Here is a 20,221-nt window from a genome sequence, read left to right as displayed (position 1 = left end):
TCGTCGCCGGTCCGGACCGCCCGCGCCGCCCGGACCCCGCCTACACTGCGCTGAAGAGACCCTGATCCGGGAGGAGCACGATGCCCGACGGAAGACGGCAGTGGATGCCCGCCGACCAGTGGGCGGTGCGCGAGAACCTGCGGGAGTTCATCGACCAGCTCACCGGAATGGGCTACACCGTGCCCCACGGGCATGACGAGGACCCGGTCCTGATCGAGCCGGACGGCTCGGCGGTGGAGACGTGGCGGGAGGAGCACCCGTACGACGACCTCATGACCCGCGAGGAGTACGAGCTGGAGAAGTACCGGCTGCAGATCGAGCTGCTGAAGTTCCAGTACTGGGGACAGGACCACGAGCTCCAGCACGTGATCGTGTTCGAGGGCCGGGACGCCGCGGGCAAGGGCGGGACGATCAAGCGCTTCACCGAGTACCTGAACCCGCGGGCCGCCCGGGTCGTGGCGCTGACCAAGCCCTCGGACCGCGAAGCCGGGCAGTGGTTCTTCCAGCGCTACATCCGGCACCTCCCCACCGCCGGGGAGATGGTGCTGTTCGACCGCTCCTGGTACAACCGCGCCGTCGTCGAACCCGTCATGGGCTTCTGCTCCCCGCAGGAGTACGCCAGGTTCATGGCCCAGGCCCCGGTGTTCGAGAAGATGCTCGTGGACTCGGGCATCCACCTCACCAAGTTCTGGTTCTCCGTGACCCAGCAGGAGCAGCGCACCCGCTTCGCGATCCGGCAGATCGACCCGGTGCGCCGCTGGAAGCTCTCCCCGCACGACCTCGCCTCCCTGGACCGCTGGGAGGACTACACGGAGGCCAAGGAGGAGATGTTCCTGCGCACGGACACCGACCACGCCCCGTGGACCACCGTCCGGTCCAACGACAAGAAGCGGGCGCGGATCAACGCCATGCGCTTCTTCCTGGACCAGTTCGACTACGAGGACAAGGACCCGGACGTGGTCCACCCGGCCGACCCGCTGATCGTCCGGCGCGGCCGCGACGCCGTCGGCGACTGACTCCGGTCTCGACGCCGATCCGGCCGGCGCCGGCCGTCGGGGTCGGCTCGAGGCCGGCGCGGCCGGCCGGTGCTACTCGAGCAGGTCGAGGGCCTCGCCGATCCGGTCGCGCAGGGCCCTGGCCTGCGCGACGGTCCACGCCTCGTGGCCGATGTGGAGGAGCACGCCGTCGGGGTGGGCGAAGGTCCCGTCCGGGGTCGTGATGAGTTCCCACGTCTCGAGCAGGGCCACGGGTGACGGACCGGCGAGGGAGCGGGCCGGCAGTTCCCGCGAGTTGGTGACCGTCTCGGGGTCGGTCATCTCCTGACGAGTGGCCCAACGGGGGCGGGGAACGAGAGTGGTGTTCTCGTACATGGGGGGTGCCTTCCAAGGTGGGGGGTATCTACATGTTTATTCATGTGGAGACCGGAGCCCACGCATGGCGCGCGTGTGTCGTGAGCAAATCGAGATGTGGACATCCGTCTGCGTCCCGTGCACTTTCGTCCTGCCGAGGGCCCCGCCGCCCGCCGCACGGACCCGCGGCACCGTGTCCCGCGGTGGACGGTGCCGACGGGCCGGGCCGTCGGCTACGGCCCGTCGAGCTGTTCGGAGGGGGTCGGGACCGGTCCCGGACCCGGCTGGTCCGGGGCGGGAGCCGCGGACCCGGTGGCGGGACCCGTGGCACGGTCGTCCGTGGGGGTCGTGGGGGTGGGTGTCGTCGTGACCGGGGGCGGAGGACTGAAACCGGTCGTGGGGGAGACCACGGGGGTGCTCTCCACCTCGTCGGCACCGTCGTCGCACCCGGTCAGGGTCAGTGCGAGCAGGAGCACGGCAGGAACGGAGCGGCGCATGCGGGGGGACCTCTCTGTCGGCAACGACACCACGGTACCCAGGAGGGGCCGGGTTGCGAAGGACCGGGCCGCGGACCGGGCCGCGGACCGGGCGCCGACGGACCTCCCGCAGGACGGATGTGCGAGGATCCGAGGACCAGGACGACCATCGGCAGGAGACGCCATGTCCGATCGACGCAGTGAGCGAACGGCCCTCATCCTCCTGTCCGCGACCGCGGTGCTCCTGCTCGCGGGGCAGATCCTCACCTGGTCCTCGGAGGACGGGGTGTTCAGCGCCTTCGTCTTCGTGCTGCTGCTGCTCTGGGCCGCGGTGATCGCCGTCCGGGTGGTCCGCTTCGTCCGGCGGGACCGGCGCGGCGACGGCTCCGCCCCCGACCCAGACCGGCCCGACTAGCGGCGGGAGGGGGGCATCCGGATCCGGGGGGACCGGACGCCGGCCCCGGGCGCTCAGCGGAGGCTGATCGAGTCGAGGGCGGTCTGCGCCTCGGCGGTCAGGTTCTCCGGCAGCGGGGCGCTCCCGACGGCCTCGGACGAGGCCTGCTGGCCCTCCGCGCTGACCACGTAGTGCCCGAACGCCTTGGCCAGCTCGAGCACCTCGGGGTCCTGGTAGCTGCTGCAGTAGACGTGGTAGGAGACCAGGACCACCGGATAGGCCCCGGACGCGTCCGGCTCGCGCTCCAGCTCGAGGGCGATGTCGTGCGGGCCGGTGCCGGCCACCCGCGTGGCCTCGCCGACTGCGGTGCCGGCCGCCTCACCGGACACGGCCACGTACTCGGAGCCGACCCTCACCCTGGCCTTGCCGAGGGAGTCGTCCACGAGCGAGTCGTCCGCGTAGGTGACGGCCCCCTCGGTCGTCGCCGTGACGCTGACGACTCCGGCGTTGCCCTGGGAGCGCTCCGTGGGCAGCTCCGCCGGCCAGCTCCCGTCCTCCTCGTCCGGCCACACCTCCGGGGCCACCGAGTGCAGGTAGTCAGTGAAGTTCTCGGTCGTCCCGGAGTCGTCCGCGCGGGCGACGGGCGTGATCCGCAGGTCGGGCAGCTCCACCCCCTCGTTCTGGGCCGCGATGGCGGGATCGTCCCACCGGGTGATCTCGTGGCGGAAGATGCCCGCGACGGTCGCGGCGTCGAGGTCGAGCTCCTGGATCCCGGGCAGGTTGAAGGCCACGCTGATCGGGGAGATGTAGACGGGGATGTTGAGGGCGCCTCCGGGTCCGCAGAAGTCGCGGACCTCGGCCTGCTCCTCCTCGTCCAGGTAGGCGTCCGAGCCGGCGAAGTCGGTGCCGCCCCCCACGAGTGCGCTGCGCCCCGCGCCCGAGCCCGCCGAGAGGTACTGCACCCGGGCGTCCGGGTGCATCGACTCGAAGCCGCTGCGCCACGTCAGCATGGCGGCGTTCTGCGCGGAGGAGCCCACGCCGGTGAGGATCCCGGACAGGTCCGATCCGCCCCGCTCCGCGGCCCGGCGCTGCTCCTCGCCGAGGGGGTAGTCGGAGCCGCACCCGGTCAGAGCCGTCAGCGCGAGAGCCAGGGCCGATGCCGCGCCGGCCCGGAGAAGCCGGTCGGTCCCGGTCCGTCGGGGCGGTCGCGAAGCACTGCGCATGGAGAGGTCTCCTCGGTTCGGTCGGGGTGGAGCAGCAGGGGGGTGCGCCCGCGGATGGGCGGGTCCGGGCGTCAAGCCTACCCGCGACCGCTGGGAGCGCGGACGGGCCGCTGCGGCGCCCCCGTCCCCGGCGGCCCTGCGCGGACGACGGTGCCTGACGTGTGCATTGGTGATCCGCAGGGGCGGCGGGCTTAGGGTGGCCCCATGAAGAAACTGTCCGGATCCTGGCGCCGGGTGTTCAACAAGTTCTGGTTCCTGCCCGGACTGTGCGTGCTCATCGCGGTCGTGCTGGCCCAGTCCGTCGTGGCCCTGGACCGGTGGCTGCCCGAGGGCCTGGACTCCCCGTGGGTGGTCTGGGTCTACGCCGTCGGCATCGACGGGTCCCGGGCCATGCTGGCCGCGATCGGCGGCTCGATGCTGGGCGTCGCCGCGACCGCCTTCTCCATCACCATCTCCGTGATCGCCACGGCCAGCTCCACGTACGGACCACGGCTGGTGCGCAACTTCATGGCGGACCGCGGGAACCAGCTGGTGCTGGGCGTGCTCGTCTCGACCTTCATCTACACCCTGCTGGTCCTGCGCACCATCCGCTCGGCCTCGGACGACCTCGCCCAGCCGTTCGTCCCGCACCTGGCGGTCAACCTCGCCGTGCTGCTGGCGGTCGCGGACGTGGCCCTGGTCGTCTACTTCATCCACCACATCGCGGACTCCGTGCAGGTGGACACCCTCGTGCGCGGGGCCCGCCGGCGCCTGCTGGACGTGCTCGAGCGGTGGCACCCGGAGGAGGTGCCGGAGGACCTCGTCCGGACGGCGCGGCACCGCGGCGGCGGGGGCGAGATCCCGGCCGGCGCCGACGGCTACGTCGTCGGCGTCGGCTTCGAGCGGCTGCGCGACCACGCGAGTTCCGGCGACGTCGAGGTCGAGCTCGTCCCGCGCGTGGGCGACCACGTCCTGGCCTCGGAACCCCTGTTCCGGGTGTGGCCCGAGCACCGGGCCGAGGAGCTGGCGGAGCGGCTGCGGCACTGCATCCGGCTGAGCGACTCGCGCTCGACCGACCAGGACGTGCGGTTCGCCGAGCAGCAGGTCGTCGAGCTCGCCGTGCGCGCCCTGTCCCCGAGCACCAACGACCCCTACACCGCGGTCAACGCCATCGAGGAGATCGCGTCCGCGCTGGTCAGGGCCGTCTCCCGCCCGCTGCCCGGCAACACGGTCGTGGTGGACGGCGTGCACCGGCTGCGCTTCGGGACGGTGGAGCTCGACGAACTCGTCGACCTGCCGTTCGACCAGATCCGCCCGCACGCCACCGGGCACGTGAGCGTGCTGCTGGCGCTCGTCGACCTCGCCGCGCGGCTCGGGACGGCGGCCGTCCACCCCTCCGTGCAGCGGCAGGCCCGGGAGCACGTCGACGTGCTGCTCGACCAGTTCCGGGACAGCTCACCCCACCCCCGGGACCTCGCCCGGGTGGAGCACCACGCCAGGTCCCGCTCGGCCGGCTGAACGGCTCGCCTACCGGCGCCGGAGGCGCGGCACCCGCCGCATCAGGACGGCCACGACGACGGCGGTCCCGGCCAGCAGGGCGGCGCCGATCCCGGCCGACAGGTGCACACCGGCCTCGAAGGCGGCCACGGCCGAGGCCAGGAGCTCCCCGGACCCGTCCGCGTCGAGGGAGGCTGCCACGTCGACCGCCCCGCCCAGGGTCCCGGCCGCCGTGGCGGCCTCCTCCGGGTCCAGTCCCGGCGGCGTGCTGACCCGGCGGGCGTAGGTCGCGGTCACCGCCGTGCCCAGGACGGCCACACCGAGCCCGGCGCCCAGCTCGTAGGCGGTCTCCGAGATCGCCGAGGCGGCACCGGCCTGCTCCGGGGGGACCTCGGTCAGGATCAGGTCGCCCGCGATCGTCTGGGCCGCCCCCGACCCCAGCCCGATGACCATGAGGGCGAGCACGAGGACGAGCCCGCCCGAGAGATCCCCCAGCAGGACGAGCAGGAAGCCCGAGGACATCACCAGCAGCCCGCCGCCGAGCACGAGCGCCGGGGGCACGAAGCCGACCACGTGCACCACCAGCAGGCCCGAGAGGATCGTGACCACGGCCCCCGGCAGGAGGGCCAGGCCCGCGTCGAGAGGACGCATGCCCTCCACCAGCTGCAGGTGCTGGGAGACGAAGAACAGGAAGCCGATGAAGGTGGTCGACGCCACCAGGTTGTTGAGCAGCCCCCCGGTGAACGGTGGGTGGCGGAACAGCCGCACGTCCAGCATCGGCACGGGCCGGCGCAGCTGGCGGCGCACGAACAGCACCCCGGCGGCCACGGCCACCACCGCGGCGGCCAGCACGCCGGCCGAGGGGCCGTGCGAGCCGAGGTCCTTGATGCCGTGGACGAGCGCCACCATGGCCGTCATGATCAGCGCGGCGCTGGGCACGTCCACCGGCCCCGGCGCCGGATTGCGGGACTCCGGCACCAGGGCCGGGGCCAGGACCAGCAGCGGCAGCAGCACCGGGACCGCCAGCAGGAACACCGACCCCCACCAGAAGTGCTGCAGCAGGAACCCGCCCACCACGGGTCCCAGGACCCCGCCCGCCGAGAACCCCGTGGCCCACACCGCGATGGCGGTGCGGCGCTGCGTCGCGTCGTGGAAGATGTTGCGCAGCAGCGACAAGGTGGCGGGCATCAGCATCGAGCCGAACAGGCCCAGCAGCGCGCGGGCGGCCACGAGGACCTCGCCGGTCGGGGCGAACGCGGCGAGCGCGGACACGGCCGCGAAGCCCGTGCTGCCCACCAGCAGCAGCCGGCGGCGCCCCACCCGGTCCCCGAGGGAGCCCATCGGCACGAGGAGCCCGGCGAGCACCAGCGGATAGGCGTCCACCATCCACAGCAGCTGCGTCCCGGTGGGGCGCAGCTCCCGGGAGATCTCCGGCAGAGCGAAGTTCAGCACCGTGTTGTCCACGGAGATCAGCAGCACCGGGAGCATCAGGACCACGAGGGCGGCCCATTCGCGGGCGCCGGCGCGGGCGGGGACGTCCGGGGCCGGGGAGAGCATGGCGGGGCGGGCCTCCTTCCGGGGCGGGGGTGCGGAACCCATCCTTCCAGAGCCGCCCGCCCCGCCGGGGCGGGCGGCCCGGCCCCGCACTAGACTGCTCGGGATGGCCCGCCGGACGAGCCCGCCCGGCCCGCAGCGTCAGAAAGAGGTCCCCGATGGTCGAGCCGGTCCCCACGAGTGCGATGTCCGACGCCGCCCCCGGCGTCTCCGAGCAGTACCAGGCGGTCCGGGACCGTGTCCTGGAGCTGCGCGAGGACTACGACCGGGCCCGCGAGGAGTTCCGCTGGCCCCGGATGGAGCACTTCAACTTCGCCCTGGACTGGTTCGACCACGTCGCCCGGGACGACGAGCGCGGGTCCCGGGACGCGCTGTGGATCGTGGCGGAGGACGGCACGGAGATCCGGCGGACGTTCCGCGAGCTCGCCGGCTCCTCGGCCCGCACCGCCAACTGGCTGCGGGGCCTCGGCGTCCGGCGCGGGGACCGCGTCCTGCTCATGCTCGGAAACCAGCTCGAGCTGTGGGAGACCCAGCTCGCGGGCATGAAGCTGGGCGCGCCCGTGATCCCGACCGCCCTCATGATGCCGCCCGCGGACCTGCTGGACCGAGTGCAGCGGGGCAAGGTGTCGTGGGTGGTCACGGACGCCGCCAACGCGCCCAAGTTCGCGGACGTGGACGGGGACTACGAGCTCGTCGTCGTCGGCGAGGGCGCGGAGGTCGAGGGGACGCGCGCGCAGCTGCCCGGCCGTCCCGTCCACCGGTACGCGGACGCCGCGGACGCGAACCCCGTCTTCGTGCCGGAGGGGGTCACCCGCTCCCGCGACCCCCTGCTGCTGTACTTCACCTCGGGCACCACGTCCCAGGCCAAGCTCGTGGAGCACACCCACTACTCGTACTCCTTCGGGCACCTGTCCACGGTCTACTGGATGGGACTGCGCCCCGGCGACGTGCACCTGAACATCGCCTCGCCGGGGTGGGGCAAGCACTCGTGGTCCAACTTCTTCGCCCCGTGGATCGCCGAGGCCACCGTGTTCATCCACAACCAGCCCCGCTTCGACGCGGTCGGGCTCATGGAGCAGATGGGCCGGGCGGGGGTCACCAGCTTCTGCGCCCCGCCGACCGTGTGGCGGATGCTCATCCAGGCCGACCTGCACCGCGTGCAGGACCCGCCGACGTCCGCCGTCTCCGCCGGGGAGCCGCTCAACCCCGAGGTGATCCGCCGCGTCCGGGACGCGTGGGGCGTGACCATCCGCGACGGCTACGGACAGACGGAGACCACGCTGCAGATCGCCAACACCCCCGGGCAGCCGGTCGTGCCGGGTGCCATGGGCCGGCCGCTGCCGGGCTTCGTCGTCGAGCTGTTCGACCCGCAGACGGGCGCGCCCGCCGAGGAGGGGGAGATCTGCCTGAAGGTGGACGACGACCCGCCCGGGATCATGGCCGGCTACATCGACGAGCCCGAGCGCACCGCGGAGGTCGTCCAGGACGGCTGGTACCACACCCGGGACATCGCCCGCCGGGACGAGCGCGGCGTCTACACGTACGTGGGGCGCACCGACGACGTCTTCAAGGCCTCCGACTACCGGATCTCCCCGTTCGAGCTGGAGTCGGTGCTCATCGAGCACCCCGCGGTGGCCGAGGCCGCCGTGGTCCCCGCACCGGACCCGGTGCGGCACGCGGTGCCGAAGGCCTATCTCGTGCTCGCCGCCGGTGCCGAGCCCACCCGGGAGCTCGCGGGGGAGATCCTGCGCTTCGCCCGGGAGAACCTCGCGCCCTACAAGCGGGTGCGCCGGGTCGAGTTCACCGACCTGCCGAAGACGATCTCGGGCAAGATCCGCCGGGTGGTGCTGCGCGAGCGCGAGGAGGCGACCGACCGTTCCGGTGCCGCCGGTGCCGCGGAGCCGGCCGCCGACGGGTACGGCGTCGAGTACACGGAGGCGGACTTCCCGGAACTGCGCGGCTGAGCACCCGGCGGCGCCCCGGCTCGCCAGGTGCTGCGATGCACCGTGCTCTCCGTGCGCCCAACGGGGGACACCGGGGTCCGCCGGTGTCCCCACTTCGTGCCACGCCGGTTCCCCGACCGTACCGGTCGGTAGAAAGAAGGCCCGGTGGAACCGCCTCTTGACCAGTGCAAATGCATGGACAGTGCGTGATGTCCACCAAAAAGAATGTGACTTCGGTGGCCGTGACAGGTCATGGAAAGCCTGTCACGATGGGGTCAATTGGTTCACCCCACGGGGAGGACCAACCGATCCGCCGGGGGGCGGATCGACAGCGGCTCATCGGGGGATGGGCCGCGTGCACGCAGGCACCGGGGGGTGCCGGTGCAACCGGTTCATCGGGGGGTGAACCGAGTGGGAGCACCGCTGGGGGGCGGTACTCCCGTCAGGCGAGTCTCTGCTCGCCACCGGCCGTCAGGCCGGTCGATGCGCCCGTTGCGGGGGCCATCCGTTCGACGGATGGGCAACGGGCGCATCGCTCTGTCCGGACCCGGTCCTCACTGCACGCCCGGCGGGCGGCGTCGGTGGGCCCTGGAAGACTGGGGCCATGACGACTTCCCCGGCACACGACATCGCCGCTCCGGACACCGCCCAGGACGCGGCCCTGCGCGATGACGCACTCGGTCTCCTGCGCGCGCTCACCGGACGGTCCGACGCGGCCTTCCACCCCGGGCAGTTCGAGGCGGTCGAGGCCCTCGTGGGGCGCGGCCGGCGCGCCCTGGTGGTGCAGCGGACCGGGTGGGGGAAGTCCGCGGTCTACTTCCTCTCCGCCCTGCTGCTGCGGGCGCGGGGCCGGGGCCCCACCCTGATCGTGTCCCCGCTGCTGGCCCTCATGCGCGACCAGGTCTCCGCCGCGGCGCGCGCGGGCGTGCGGGCGGCGGCCATCAACTCCGCCAACGCCACGGAGTGGGGGCAGATCGCCGCGCAGCTGGAGGCCGACGAGCTCGACGTCCTGCTGGTCTCCCCGGAGCGGCTCAACAACCCGGTGTTCCGGGAGCAGCAGCTGCCGCAGCTGGTGGCCCGGCTCGGGTTGCTCGTGGTGGACGAGGCGCACTGCATCTCCGACTGGGGCCACGACTTCCGCCCCGACTACCGGCGCATCCGCGACCTCATCGCCCGGCTCCCGGAGCAGGTCCCCGTCCTGGCCACGACCGCCACGGCCAACGAGCGCGTCGTCGCCGACGTCGAGGAGCAGCTGGGCGTGCGGCCCGGGGGCAGCAGCACGGGGGAGGTGTTCACCCTGCGCGGCCCGCTCTCCCGGGCGTCCCTGCGCCTCGGGGTACTGGACCTGCCCTCCGCCACGGCCCGCCTGGCCTGGCTGCTCGAGCACGTGGAGTCCCTGCCGGGCAGCGGCATCATCTACGCGCTGACCGTCGGGGCGGCCGAGGACACCGCCCAGGCCCTCGCGGACGCGGGGATCCCGGTGCGCGCCTACACCGGGCGCACGGACCAGGGCGAGCGCGAGGAGCTCGAGGCCGCGCTCAAGGACAACCGGGTCAAGGCCCTCGTGGCCACCTCCGCGCTCGGCATGGGCTTCGACAAGCCGGACCTCGGCTTCGTGGTCCACCTGGGTGCGCCGTCCTCGCCCGTGGCCTACTACCAGCAGGTGGGACGCGCGGGCCGTGCCACGGACAACGCGGACGTCCTGCTCCTGCCGGGCACGGAGGACCGCCAGATCTGGGAGTACTTCGCCACCTCCTCGATGCCCACGGAGCAGAAGGCCGCCGCCGTCCTGGGCGAGCTGGAGGCCGCGGGCCGAGCCCTGTCCGTGGCCGTGCTGGAGTCCCGCGTGGACGTCCGGCGCAGCCCGCTCGAGCTGCTCCTGAAGGTCCTCGCCGTCGAGGGCGCGGTGGAGCGGGTGCAGGGCGGCTGGCAGACCACCGGGGTGCCGTGGCGCTACGACGCCGAGCGCTACGGGCGGATCGCCGCGGCGCGGGTGGCCGAGCAGAACGCCATGCTCGAGTACGAGCGCACCACCGGGTGCCGCATGGAGTTCCTCGCCCGGCAGCTCGACGACGCCACGGCCGAGCCCTGCGGCCGGTGCGACTCCTGCGCCGGCCCCTGGTATCCCACGACGGTCGACGAGGCGGCCACCGACTCCGCGGGGGCCGCCCTGACCCGGGTGGGCGTCGTGGTCGAGTCCCGCGCGCAGTGGCCCACCGGGATGCCCCGGCTCGGCGTGGACGTCAAGGGCCGCATCCCCGAGGAGGAGCGCTGCGCGGAGGGCCGTGCCCTGGCCCGGCTGACGGACCTGGGCTGGGGCGGCCGGCTGCGCGAGCTCCTCCGCACGGACGAGGACGGTGCGCCGGTCGACGGACCGGTGGACCCGGCGCTCGGGCGCGCGTGCGTCCAGGTGCTCGCCGAGTGGGGGTGGGCGCAGCGCCCGGCGGCGGTGGTGTCGGTGCCGTCCCGGTCCCGTCCGCAGCTCGTGCGCTCGCTCGCGGAGGGCATGGCGGGCATGGGCCGGCTGCCGTACCTCGGTGCGCTCGACGTCCCGGAGGGATTCCCCGCCGGCGGCCACGGCGGCAACAGCGCCTACCGGCTCGCGGCCGTGTGGGAGAAGTTCCGGGTCGGCCCGGAGCTCGCGGAGGGCCTCGAACAGCTGGAGGGGCGCCCGGTGCTGCTCGTCGACGACCTCGTGGACAGCCGGTGGACGCTCGCCGTGGCCGCGCGGGCGCTGCGCAGGGCCGGCGCCGGCCCGGTGCTGCCCTTCGTGCTGGCGTCCCAGGGCTGAGCCGGCGCCCCGGGTGCGGGGCCGTCCCCACCCCCCGGGGCTCAGCCGCGGGTGCGTCCCAGGCGCGCGGCGACGGCGCGGGACACCGGGCGGAGGTCGCGGGCGCTGAGCAGCAGCCAGACCGAGAGGAAGACCGCCGTCACGCCCACTGCGGGCAGCAGCCGGAACTCGTCGCCCAGCAGCACCCAGCCGCCCAGGACCATGGCGTAGCCGGCGAGGATCCGCAGCAGGACCCCGCCCCACCGGAGCCGGTCCAGCCGCCACACGAAGAGCATCGGCAGCAGGGCGCTGACGAGCGAGCCGACGAGGTACCCGACCGCCGAGGCGAGGATGCCGTGCTCGGGGCCCAGCAGCAGGATGGTGGCGATCCCGAGGACGAGCCCAACGCCGTTGGACGCGGCGAGGACCTTGATGCCCCAGGCCTCGGTGCCGTTGAGACGGGCGTTCGCGGCGTTGAAGCTCGTGGCGGACACGGCGAAGAACAGGAGGACGAGCAGCGGCTCGGCCGCCATGAAGTCCCGGCCGTAGATCACCCGCAGCACGGGCTCGGCCCACAGGATGCCCACGCCGAACACGGGCAGGAACACGGTCACCATGGTGCGCAGGATGGTGTCCACCTGGCGGGACAGCTCGCGGGTGTGCCCGGCGGCGAACATCCGGGCCACGCTGGGGGACAGGGCCGTCATCATCGCGCCGGAGAGCATGCTGGCGGGGGTGGCCAGGGACACGGCCGCGGCGTACAGCCCGAGGGCCTCCTCGGAGTCGTAGGTCCGCCCGATGACCACCGACAGGTGGAGCAGTCCGCTGGCCGCCAGCAGGTGCGCCGATCCCCAGACGGTGAACACCAGGATCTCCCGGCGCACTCCCGGGTCGAGGCGGGTGCCGGACCGGCGCCGCCAGGCGGGCAGGGCGAAGACGGCGTAGCCGGTGATCAGCGGCAGGAGCAGGACCCAGTGCCAGCCCGCCAGCAGGACGAGCAGCAGGAGCGACAGGGTGACGAACGAGCTGATGCAGTCCCACGCGGCCGTCGTCACGAAGTGGTTGTTGCCCGCGCGCAGGCCCCGCGTGTAGTTGTACGCCGACAGGGACAGGACCAGCAGGCCGGCCGAGACGGCGTAGCCCCAGGACAGGTCCAGGACGAAGGCGGTGAAGGCGGCGCCGGAGGCGCCCAGGACCGCCGCGCCGACCGCGGCGCTCAGGGCGGTGAACGAGGCGGCCGCCAGCTGCCCCTCCCGGTCCTGCCGCCCGCGGGCCATGGCGACGAACTTGGCCGCCGCGGTGCCCGAGGCCTGGGGCCAGAGCAGGACGAGGAACACGGCCAGGGAGATCACCAGGTTGACCTCGCCGAGGGCCTCCTTGCCCAGGAGCCGTCCCACGAGGATGCTGTAGCCGAAGCGCGAGAGCCCCTGGACGAAGACCGCGACCACGGTGAGCCCGAACGAGGAGCCCAGGGAGTGGTCCGTGCTCCCGTGGTTGGGCGGGGGGAACAGGACGGCGCGCAGCCGGGACATCAGCCGGCCGGGGAGCTGTCTTCGACGGCCGCGCTCCGCGCGGCCGTGCCGGAGGCCGGACCCGAGCGAGCCTCCGGGGACGCGTCCGCCGTGCGCGGCCGGGCGGCGGCGACCAGGGCCGCCGCTGTGGCCACGGCGAGTGCCGCCGGGACGTTGCGGTTGACGAAGAACTCGTGGATCTGGGAGTGGTTGCTCAGGACGATGTACCAGACGGGCACCACCAGTGCGGGGGCGCCGAGCACCGCTGCGACGACCAGCCGTCCGGGACCGCCCCGGGCCACGGCGAGGCCCAGGCCCACCAGGGCGGCCACCGTGCAGCCCAGGAGGACCAGAGAGGACGTCGGGACGGTGTTCCACCAGTACTCGACGTTGCTGCGCACCCCGGCGCCGAAGACGTCCGACACCCCGTCCCACTCGCCGCCCGTCCGTTCCGCGACCTTCCCCCGGACCACCGACAGGGTCTCGTCCAGGCCCAGGAACACGACGGCGAACACCCATCGTGAGACCCACGTGACCGCGAAGGCCGCCACCCAGACCACGCCGGCGGTGACCGTCGCCCCGAGGGCCTGCACCGTGCGGCGGGTGCGGCACCAGACGGCGGCGCCCAGCACGAAGGCGGACATGATCCAGGGCACCGCCGGTGTGGTGAGCAGGTCGACGTAGCAGAAGACCGCGGCGCCGAGCGCCGCCCCGAACAGCCCCATCCGCGTGGAGCGCCCGGCACCGGCCGCCGTGAGGAGCACCGACAGGAAGGCGGCCGCGATGGACAGGGAGTGGCTGAACGACGTCGAGGGCGTCGAGAGCATGTTGGTGCCGACGAGGAACGGCAGCGTGAGGGCCAGGGCCACGGGGACCGACGTGCGGGCCCGGACGGCCAGGAAGGCTCCGGCGAGGGACGCCACCATCAGCGTGCCGGAGACGATGCGCAGGCCCTCCAGCCCGAAGAGCGCCAGCACCGGTCGGGTCAGGAGCGTGTAGCCGGCCCAGTACCGGAAGTAGTTGCCGTCGATCGGGAGCTCCTCCGCGGCGACGGCGCTGTCGCCCGCCAGGGCCCGCAGGTCGGCCTCGCCGCCCGCGCAGCTGGCGATCCGGGGCATGCGCACGGCGCGGCTGAAGGCGGACTCGTCGGGGGCGGCGCCGAGGCCGGTCCCGACCAGCACGCACTCGGTGAAGGTGTCCGCGACCCCGCCCATCCGGTCGGGCACCGAGTTCGGCCCGTAGGTCCCGGCCTCGACGGAGGACAGGAGGTTCTGCACGATCGGCCGGTCGGGCACCGCCTGGGCGGCGACGAGCAGGCCGAAGAACACGAACTGCAGCCCCAGCAGCAGCCCGAGCCCGGCGGCCCACGGACGCCACGAGGGACGGCGGCGCGCCGGCGCGGTCGAGCCCGTCATCACAGGGCTCCCGTGCGGGGACTGTCGTGGCGCGGGGCGGAGCCGGTGCTCCCGGCCGCCGGCGCGGGGAACTGGAGGTAGAACAGCCGGGCGGCCTCACGGCGGATCTTCGCCTGTCCCTGCAGCAGGACACCCATCAGCAGGAACACGCCCGCGAGCAGCACGAGGGCCGCGGCGAGGAACGCGGTCGGGAAGCGGGGGACGAGCCCGGTGCCCGCGAACTCGACGACCACGGGCAGGCCGAAGCCCAGGCCCAGCAGGAAGAACAGCCCGGAGAGCAGTCCCGTGACCAGGAAGGGGCGCTCGTGGAAGAGCAGCTGACCGAAGATGCCGAGGATCCGGAAGCCGTCGTGGTAGGTCCGCAGCTTGCTCTCGGTGCCCGCCGCACGGTCGCGGAACCCGACCTCCAGCTCGGTCTGCGGCACACGGGCGTTGACGGCGTGGACGGTCAGCTCCGTCTCGATCTCGAACTCGCGGGAGAGCGCCGGGAAGGACTTGACGAAGCGGCGGGAGAAGACCCGGTAGCCGCTGAGCATGTCGTTGACCTGGCGGCGGAAGGCGAAGCTGACCAGGGAGTTGAAGAACCTGTTGCCGGACTCGTGGCCGGAGCGGTACGCGGTGTCGGAGGCCTGCCGGCGGACGCCCAGCACGTGGTCGTAGGGCCCGGACAGCAGGGTCTCGATCATGGCGGGGGCGTCGGCGACGTCGTAGGTGTCGTCGCCGTCGATGAGGAGGTAGACGTCGGCATCCAGGTCCGCGAAGGCCCGCCGCACCACGTTGCCCTTGCCCTTCTCCTCCTCGCGCCGCACGTGGGCCCCGGCGCGGGCGGCGACCCCGGCGGTGTCGTCGGTCGAGCAGTTGTCGTAGACGAACACCTCGATGCCCGGCACGGTGGTGCGCAGGTCGGTGACCACCTTGGCGATCGCCGCCTCCTCGTTGTGGCACGGCACGACGGCCACGATGCGCGGGGCGGATGGCATGGGTGCTCGATTCTGGAGTTCCGGGGCGGGGCCTCGCCCATTATTGCCGGTGCCGGAGCCTGGCCCAAACGGGTGGCGCCCGCGGCGGGGGTGCAGGATCCGCCGGGGGAGTGGCCCCGCGCCGCCGTCGGCTTTGACCCGCCGCGCGTCCTGCCGTTAAGCTGGCCTGTGTTGTCCGGAACCGGGAACGGTGCCGGGCGGCCGAGGAGACGTGCCAGAGCGGCCGAATGGACTTCACTGCTAATGAAGGGTCGGGGTTAAACCCGACCGGGGGTTCAAATCCCCCCGTCTCCGCGTTCCTCAGGATGCGGGACCCCGGTGCGCCGGGGTCCCGCATCGTCGTTCGCGCCCCCGGTCCCGCCGGACCCGCAGGAGCCCCCGCCGGATCCGCGGAACCTGCCGCAGGAGGGGATCCGGCGTCGCCACCGGCCCGCCGGCCGCCGGATGCGGGTAGCCTGGACCGGACCGTCCCCCCGCCAGGAAGCAGAGACCGTCCCCGTGGCTGCGAAGAAAGTGCCGGATTTCACCAGGAACCCGTGGATCGTCCGGGACGGGCCGCTGCCCGGGCTGGCCCGGAACGCCGTCAGCCTGATCCCGCTGCCGGTGCGCCGGCAGGCGTTCTTCCTCTACCGCCACCACCGCTTCTTCCCCCGGCGGCCGCGGACGTTCTCGGAGAAGGTCCAGTGGCGGATCCTGCACGACCGGCGGGACATCATCGCGGTGGGCGGGGACAAGATCGCCATGAAGGAGTACGTGGCCGGGCTGGGACTCGACCTCGGGATCCCCCGCACGCTGTGGCACGGGGAGGACCTGCGCGCCGTCCAGGACCACGACTGGGGGTGCGAGTGGGTGCTCAAGCCCGTGACCGGTTCCGGGTACGCGCTCTTCGGGTCCGGGAGCCTGCGCGGCAGCGGGACCGACCTGGACGAGGTGGGGCGCTGGCGGGCCGACGACGCCCACAGGATCTACGGGGAGTGGCACTACAGCCGATCCCGGCCGGGCTTCCTCCTCGAGCAGCGCATCCCGACCCGGGACGGCGCCTCACCGGACGACTACCGCTTCTTCGTCTTCGGCGGCCGGGTGCACGTGGTGCAGGTCGACACCCCGCGCGTCGCGAAGGTGCAGCGACGCTTCTACACCCGGGACTGGGCGCCGCTCGACGTCCGGCTCACGGGCATGGACCTGGCGGCCGCGGTCCCGCCGCCGCCCACGCTGGGGCGGATGGTGGAACTCGCCGAGCGGATCGGAGCGGCCTACGACTTCATCCGGGTGGACCTCTACGACGCCGACGGGACCGTCTGGTTCGGCGAGCTGACCCCCACCCCCGGAGGCGGGCTGCCGCCGTTCGACCCCCCGGAGTTCGACCTCGAGCTGGGGCGGCAGTGGGAGCTCCCCGCGCTCGGGCGCCGGGGACGGGGCTGATCGGCGTGCGCGTACTCGTCCTCACCACGTGGTACCCGTCCGCGGAGCGGCCCGGGGAGACGCCGTTCGTCGCCCGGCACGTGCGGGCGATCGCCCGCCACCACGACGTCCGTGTGCTGCACCTGCGGCTGCTGCGCACCGGGCCCTGCGTCCAGGAGTCCTGGGAGGGGGTCCCCGTGGTCCGCCTCCCGCTGCACCCCCTGCGCCCGGCGACGGTGCTGCGGGCCCACCGCCGGATCGGCCGGTTCCTGCCCGGCGCCGACGTGGTGCACACCATGGCCTTCTCCGCCGCCCTGGCCGGCATCCCCTTCGGGCTCCGGCGCCCCTGGGTGCACACGGAGCACTGGAACGGGGTGCTCACCCCCGAGCAGAACGGGCCGGTGTGGCGGCGCCTGGCCTGGAGCCGCCGGATCCTGCGCCTGCCCGACCGGACCACCGGCGTCAGCTCCGTCATGTGCGAGGTGCTGCGGCGGTTCGCCCCGGCCTCCCGGGTGGAGCGGATCGGCAACGTGGTCGAGCACGCCGAGCGGGTCACGGAGCCTCCGCGCGGGCGGACCCTCGAGCTCGTCTCCGTCGGCGCGCTGCGCGAGCTCAAGGACCCCCTCCTGGCGGTCGACACGGTGGCCTGGCTGTGCGCGGCCGGGCACGACGTCCGGCTCACCTGGTGCGGTGCCGGTGAGCTCGAGGGGGAGGTCCGGGCCCGGGTGCGCGAGCTGGGCCTGACGGACCGGGTGGACCTTCTGGGGAGCGTGTGCGCCGAGGAGGTCCGGCGGCGGCTGGCCGCCGCCGACGCGTTCCTGCTCCCGAGCCGCTCGGAGACGTTCTGCGTGGCCGCCGCCGAGGCGCTCGCCGCGGGCCGGCCCGTGGTCATGGGTGCCGTGGGCGGGCAGCGGGACTTCGTCCACCCGGGCAACGGCCGGCTCGTGGCCGAGCGCACCCCGGAGGCCTTCGGCCGCGCCGTGCTCGACGTCGCGCGCGGGCACGGCCTGCTGACGCCGCAGGAGATGGCGCGGGAGGTCCGGTGCACGTACGGGGCCGAGCGGGTCGCGGCGGACCTCGACCGGCTGTACCGGTCCGTGGCCGCGCGGCCCGGCACCCGCCGCCGGCGCTCCTGACCGGGACCCGCCGAGCCTGACAGGATGGGAGCATGTCGTTCCTGCTCCGTGTCCTCGTCAACGCGCTCGCCATCTGGGTGGCCGCCTGGATCCTGCCCGGGATGGGCATCGCGGCGGACGCGTCCGTCGTCTCCGCCGTGGGGGGCCCGACCGCGGCGGCGGTCCTCGCGTACCTGTTCGTCGGCCTGGTCTTCGGCGTGGTGAACGCGGTCGTGCGGCCCGTCCTGTCGCTCCTGTCCCTGCCGATCACCTGCCTGACCCTCGGGCTGTTCGCGATCGTCGTCAACGCGGCGATGCTGTGGCTGACCTCGTGGCTGAGCTCCTTCACGCCCCTGCGGCTCGAGATCGACTCGTTCCTCTGGACGGCGGTGCTCGCCACCCTGATCATCGGGGTGGTCTCCCTCGTGATGGGCTGGGTCGTGCCCGAGCGCGAGAAGCGCTGAACCGCGCCGGGGCTCAGCCCCGGTGCAGCGCCCTCCAGAGGAACTCGTGGGAGAGCGCGTGCAGCCGCGCCGCCTGCTTGTTGTCGCCCGCGCCGGCGTGCCCGCCCTCGGTCGCCTCGTAGAACCACACGTCCTCGTAGCCCATGCCCAGCATCCGCGCCGCCGCCTTGCGCGCCTGGACGGGACCCACGCGGTCGTCGCTCGTGGCGGTCCAGAACAGGACCGGAGGGTAGTCCTGCCCCTCGCGCAGCAGGTGGTACGGCGAGAACGTGCGCACGGACTCCCACTGCTCGGGGTCGTCCGGGTCTCCGTACTCCGCGATCCAGGAGGAGCCGGCGGACAGCTTCGTGTACCGGCGCATGTCCAGCAGCGGCACACCGCACGAGACGGCGCCGAACAGCTCCGGGTACCGGGTGAGCATGTTGCCCACGAGCAGCCCGCCGTTGGAGCCGCCCGAGCACGCGAGCGTTCCCCGGGAGCACACCCCGCGGGCCTGCAGGTCCGCGGCGACGGCCGCGAAGTCCTCGTACGCCCGGTGCCGGTTCCCCTGCAGCGCCGCTCGGTGCCACGCCGGACCGTACTCCCCGCCGCCGCGGATGTTGGCCAGGACGTAGACCCCGGACCGCCCGGCGTTGTCGGTGCGGGTCAGCCAGGACCGGCCGAGGGCACCGGAGTAGGCGGGGGTCCGGGAGACCTCGAAGCCCCCGTAGCCGGAGAGCAGGGTCGGGTTCTCGCCGTCCGCCACGAGGTCTGCCGGGCCCACCTGGAAGTAGGGGACCCGGGTGCCGTCCGCCGAGACCGCGAAGTGCTGCTCGACGGTGATTCCCGCGGCGTCGAAGAACGCCGGCGCCGTCCGTGCCACGGACGGCGGGGCCGCCGTCCCGCCGTCGACCGGGACGGTGCCGCGGGACACGGTGGTGGGGGTGAGGAAGCCGGTGGCCACGAGCCAGTAGTCGTTGCCCGCCTCCGGGTCCTCGTCGTCGACGGCGTAGGCGTCCACGCTGTGCAGCGCCGGCGCGCCGGGGAGCGCGGACGAGGTCCACGGGCCCGGCTCCGCCACCCGCACGAGCGAGGAGACGTCCCGCAGCAGGTTGAGGATCAGCCGGTCGGCCGTCCAGGACCAGGACTGCAGGGAGGTGTGCGCGTCCGGGACGAACACCGCGGCCACGGACCGGTCCCCGGCCAGGAACGCCTCGAGCTCCGCGGCCAGCAGGGAGCCCGCGGGGTGGACGGTCCCGTCCAGCTCCAGCTCCTCCTGCGGGCGCAGCAGCAGCCACTGCCGGTGCAGGTCGACCGTCACCGAGTCCGGGACGTCGACGTGCACGAGCCCGTCCTCCCGCACCAGGTAGGTGCGGGAGGCGAAGAAGTCCACCACGTCCACGGCGACGTCGCGGACGAACCCCGGCGTGTGGTCGCGCACGAGCACGGCCTGCACGTGGTCCTCGTCCACCTCGAAGACCTGCCGGGCCCCGGAGAGCTCCTGCCCGCGGCGCAGGACGCGGACCGTGCGGGGATAGGACGAGGTGGTCATCGTGCCGGGGCCGAAGTCGGTGCCCACGTGCAGGGTGTCGGCGTCCAGCCACGTCACGGTCGACTTGGCCGTGGGGAGGTCGAAGCCGCCGGGCACGAACCGCCGCTCGTCGAGGTCGAACTCGCGCACCCGCTTCGCGTCGCCGCCGTCGGGGGAGAGGCTGAACAGCGCCCGTCGGTGCCGCCCGCCGCTGTACTGCGGGCGCAGCAGCCGGGCGCCGCCCCAGACCCACTCCACGCCCTCCTCGGCGGCCAGCGCGTCGACGTCGAGCAGGACCTCCCACTGCGGGTCGTCGCTCAGCCAGGACTCCCACGTGGTGCGGCGGAAGACGCCGCGCGGGTGCGCGGCGTCGCGCCAGAAGTTGTAGTAGTGCGGCCCGTGCTTGGAGACCATGGGGATCCGGTCCGTCGAGTCCAGCACCGCGAGCACGTCGGCCTCGAGCCGGCGCAGCCGGGGGCTCTCGAGCTCCCCCAGGGTGCGAGCGTTCTGCCGGGCCACCCACTCCAGCGGGGCGGCGCCCGTGATCTCCTCGAGCCACAGGTGCTCGTCGTGCGGCTCCTCGGCGGTCGGTCCGGCGGAGGTCTGCGTGGTCTCGGTCATGACCGCCATCGTAGGCGCA

At 73.6% G+C, this 20,221-nt stretch carries 16 protein-coding genes and 1 tRNA gene; 9 read left to right on the top strand and 8 right to left on the bottom strand.

Going from position 1 to position 20,221, the window contains the following annotated elements:
- Nucleotides 1-80 precede the first annotated feature (80 nt).
- Nucleotides 81-1,016, top strand: a complete 936-nt coding sequence (gene ppk2, locus ACH9D3_RS04585; RefSeq protein ID WP_396410034.1) for a polyphosphate kinase 2 — start codon at nt 81-83, stop codon at nt 1,014-1,016.
- 72 nt (nt 1,017-1,088) lie between these two features.
- Here ppk2 and ACH9D3_RS04580 read toward each other — a convergent pair whose 3' ends face one another.
- Both ACH9D3_RS04580 and ACH9D3_RS04575 read right to left on the bottom strand, forming a co-directional pair.
- Nucleotides 1,089-1,316 (bottom strand): hypothetical protein, encoded by a 228-nt coding sequence (locus ACH9D3_RS04580; RefSeq protein ID WP_396399523.1) that lies wholly within the window; start codon nt 1,314-1,316, stop codon nt 1,089-1,091.
- Nucleotides 1,317-1,582: 266 nt separating this feature from the next.
- Nucleotides 1,583-1,846 (bottom strand): hypothetical protein, encoded by a 264-nt coding sequence (locus ACH9D3_RS04575; RefSeq protein ID WP_396410033.1) that lies wholly within the window; start codon nt 1,844-1,846, stop codon nt 1,583-1,585.
- A 163-nt stretch (nt 1,847-2,009) separates the two neighbouring features.
- Here ACH9D3_RS04575 and ACH9D3_RS04570 point away from each other — a divergent pair, with 163 nt between their 5' ends.
- A complete protein-coding gene (locus ACH9D3_RS04570) occupies nt 2,010-2,240 on the top strand; it encodes a hypothetical protein (protein WP_396410032.1) in 231 nt (76 codons plus the stop codon).
- 53 nt (nt 2,241-2,293) lie between these two features.
- Here ACH9D3_RS04570 and pstS read toward each other — a convergent pair whose 3' ends face one another.
- Entirely contained in the window at nt 2,294-3,442 is a 1,149-nt protein-coding gene (pstS, locus tag ACH9D3_RS04565) for a phosphate ABC transporter substrate-binding protein PstS (RefSeq protein ID WP_396410031.1), read from the bottom strand.
- 204 nt (nt 3,443-3,646) lie between these two features.
- Between pstS and ACH9D3_RS04560 the strand changes: the two genes are divergently transcribed.
- On the top strand, nt 3,647-4,939 hold the full coding sequence (locus ACH9D3_RS04560) for a DUF2254 domain-containing protein (RefSeq protein ID WP_396410030.1): 1,293 nt from the start codon (nt 3,647-3,649) through the stop codon (nt 4,937-4,939).
- A gap of 9 nt (nt 4,940-4,948) precedes the next feature.
- Here the strand turns inward: ACH9D3_RS04560 and ACH9D3_RS04555 are convergent, their stop codons facing one another.
- The gene (locus ACH9D3_RS04555; RefSeq protein ID WP_396410029.1) at nt 4,949-6,475 is read right to left on the bottom strand and encodes an MFS transporter; all 1,527 of its coding nucleotides are present in this window, start codon (nt 6,473-6,475) and stop codon (nt 4,949-4,951) included.
- 155 nt (nt 6,476-6,630) lie between these two features.
- Between ACH9D3_RS04555 and ACH9D3_RS04550 the strand changes: the two genes are divergently transcribed.
- Both ACH9D3_RS04550 and ACH9D3_RS04545 read left to right on the top strand, forming a co-directional pair.
- Nucleotides 6,631-8,436: an AMP-binding protein gene (locus tag ACH9D3_RS04550; RefSeq protein ID WP_396410028.1), complete on the top strand. Its 1,806-nt coding sequence runs from the start codon at nt 6,631-6,633 to the stop codon at nt 8,434-8,436.
- Between the two features lie 583 nt (nt 8,437-9,019).
- The gene (locus tag ACH9D3_RS04545; protein ID WP_396410027.1) at nt 9,020-11,206 is read left to right on the top strand and encodes a RecQ family ATP-dependent DNA helicase; all 2,187 of its coding nucleotides are present in this window, start codon (nt 9,020-9,022) and stop codon (nt 11,204-11,206) included.
- A gap of 41 nt (nt 11,207-11,247) precedes the next feature.
- On the opposite strand, the gene ACH9D3_RS04540 is transcribed toward ACH9D3_RS04545, so the two are convergent.
- Genes ACH9D3_RS04540 through ACH9D3_RS04530 form a run of 3 tightly spaced genes read right to left on the bottom strand, consistent with a single transcriptional unit; the run spans nt 11,248 to nt 15,091 of the window.
- Entirely contained in the window at nt 11,248-12,717 is a 1,470-nt protein-coding gene (locus ACH9D3_RS04540; RefSeq protein ID WP_396410026.1) for an MATE family efflux transporter, read from the bottom strand.
- Nucleotides 12,717-14,111: a hypothetical protein gene (locus tag ACH9D3_RS04535; RefSeq protein ID WP_396410025.1), complete on the bottom strand. Its 1,395-nt coding sequence runs from the start codon at nt 14,109-14,111 to the stop codon at nt 12,717-12,719. The genes ACH9D3_RS04540 and ACH9D3_RS04535 overlap by 1 nt, the downstream gene beginning before the upstream one ends.
- Nucleotides 14,111-15,091, bottom strand: coding sequence for a glycosyltransferase (locus ACH9D3_RS04530; protein ID WP_396410024.1), 981 nt, complete (start codon nt 15,089-15,091; stop codon nt 14,111-14,113). Before ACH9D3_RS04530 ends, ACH9D3_RS04535 begins: the two co-directional genes overlap by 1 nt.
- Nucleotides 15,092-15,296: 205 nt before the next feature.
- Here ACH9D3_RS04530 and ACH9D3_RS04525 point away from each other — a divergent pair.
- The 4 genes from ACH9D3_RS04525 (at nt 15,297) to ACH9D3_RS04510 (ending at nt 18,071) form a co-directional block, all read left to right on the top strand.
- Nucleotides 15,297-15,385, top strand: a tRNA-Ser gene (locus ACH9D3_RS04525).
- A 204-nt stretch (nt 15,386-15,589) separates the two neighbouring features.
- A complete protein-coding gene (locus ACH9D3_RS04520; RefSeq protein ID WP_396410023.1) occupies nt 15,590-16,513 on the top strand; it encodes an ATP-grasp fold amidoligase family protein in 924 nt (307 codons plus the stop codon).
- Between the two features lie 5 nt (nt 16,514-16,518).
- Nucleotides 16,519-17,628, top strand: a complete 1,110-nt coding sequence (locus tag ACH9D3_RS04515) for a glycosyltransferase (RefSeq protein WP_396410022.1) — start codon at nt 16,519-16,521, stop codon at nt 17,626-17,628.
- A 32-nt stretch (nt 17,629-17,660) separates the two neighbouring features.
- Nucleotides 17,661-18,071 (top strand): phage holin family protein, encoded by a 411-nt coding sequence (locus ACH9D3_RS04510; RefSeq protein WP_396399509.1) that lies wholly within the window; start codon nt 17,661-17,663, stop codon nt 18,069-18,071.
- 13 nt (nt 18,072-18,084) lie between these two features.
- Here ACH9D3_RS04510 and ACH9D3_RS04505 read toward each other — a convergent pair whose 3' ends face one another.
- Nucleotides 18,085-20,202, bottom strand: a complete 2,118-nt coding sequence (locus ACH9D3_RS04505) for a prolyl oligopeptidase family serine peptidase (protein ID WP_396410021.1) — start codon at nt 20,200-20,202, stop codon at nt 18,085-18,087.
- Between the last annotated feature and the right edge of the window lie 19 nt (nt 20,203-20,221).

This window comes from Kocuria kalidii (assembly GCF_044462225.1).
GTDB classification, from domain to species: domain Bacteria; phylum Actinomycetota; class Actinomycetes; order Actinomycetales; family Micrococcaceae; genus Kocuria; species Kocuria kalidii.
Note: the sequence above shows the minus strand (reverse complement) of the source record. Positions and strands in the feature narration are given on the sequence as shown.

What these genes read in the sequence shown, in the direction of transcription:
- ACH9D3_RS04540 (WP_396410026.1), bottom strand. Translation starts at nt 12,717, where the DNA reads ATGTCCCGGCTGCGCGCCGTCCTGTTCCCCCCGCCCAACCACGGGAGC.
- ACH9D3_RS04580 (WP_396399523.1), bottom strand. Translation starts at nt 1,316, where the DNA reads ATGACCGACCCCGAGACGGTCACCAACTCGCGGGAACTGCCGGCCCGC.
- ACH9D3_RS04535 (WP_396410025.1), bottom strand. Translation starts at nt 14,111, where the DNA reads ATGACGGGCTCGACCGCGCCGGCGCGCCGCCGTCCCTCGTGGCGTCCG.
- ACH9D3_RS04550 (WP_396410028.1), top strand. Translation starts at nt 6,631, where the DNA reads ATGGTCGAGCCGGTCCCCACGAGTGCGATGTCCGACGCCGCCCCCGGC.
- ppk2 (WP_396410034.1), top strand. Translation starts at nt 81, where the DNA reads ATGCCCGACGGAAGACGGCAGTGGATGCCCGCCGACCAGTGGGCGGTG.
- ACH9D3_RS04555 (WP_396410029.1), bottom strand. Translation starts at nt 6,475, where the DNA reads ATGCTCTCCCCGGCCCCGGACGTCCCCGCCCGCGCCGGCGCCCGCGAA.
- ACH9D3_RS04530 (WP_396410024.1), bottom strand. Translation starts at nt 15,091, where the DNA reads ATGCCATCCGCCCCGCGCATCGTGGCCGTCGTGCCGTGCCACAACGAG.
- ACH9D3_RS04510 (WP_396399509.1), top strand. Translation starts at nt 17,661, where the DNA reads ATGTCGTTCCTGCTCCGTGTCCTCGTCAACGCGCTCGCCATCTGGGTG.
- ACH9D3_RS04575 (WP_396410033.1), bottom strand. Translation starts at nt 1,846, where the DNA reads ATGCGCCGCTCCGTTCCTGCCGTGCTCCTGCTCGCACTGACCCTGACC.
- ACH9D3_RS04545 (WP_396410027.1), top strand. Translation starts at nt 9,020, where the DNA reads ATGACGACTTCCCCGGCACACGACATCGCCGCTCCGGACACCGCCCAG.
- pstS (WP_396410031.1), bottom strand. Translation starts at nt 3,442, where the DNA reads ATGCGCAGTGCTTCGCGACCGCCCCGACGGACCGGGACCGACCGGCTT.
- ACH9D3_RS04505 (WP_396410021.1), bottom strand. Translation starts at nt 20,202, where the DNA reads ATGACCGAGACCACGCAGACCTCCGCCGGACCGACCGCCGAGGAGCCG.
- ACH9D3_RS04560 (WP_396410030.1), top strand. Translation starts at nt 3,647, where the DNA reads ATGAAGAAACTGTCCGGATCCTGGCGCCGGGTGTTCAACAAGTTCTGG.
- ACH9D3_RS04570 (WP_396410032.1), top strand. Translation starts at nt 2,010, where the DNA reads ATGTCCGATCGACGCAGTGAGCGAACGGCCCTCATCCTCCTGTCCGCG.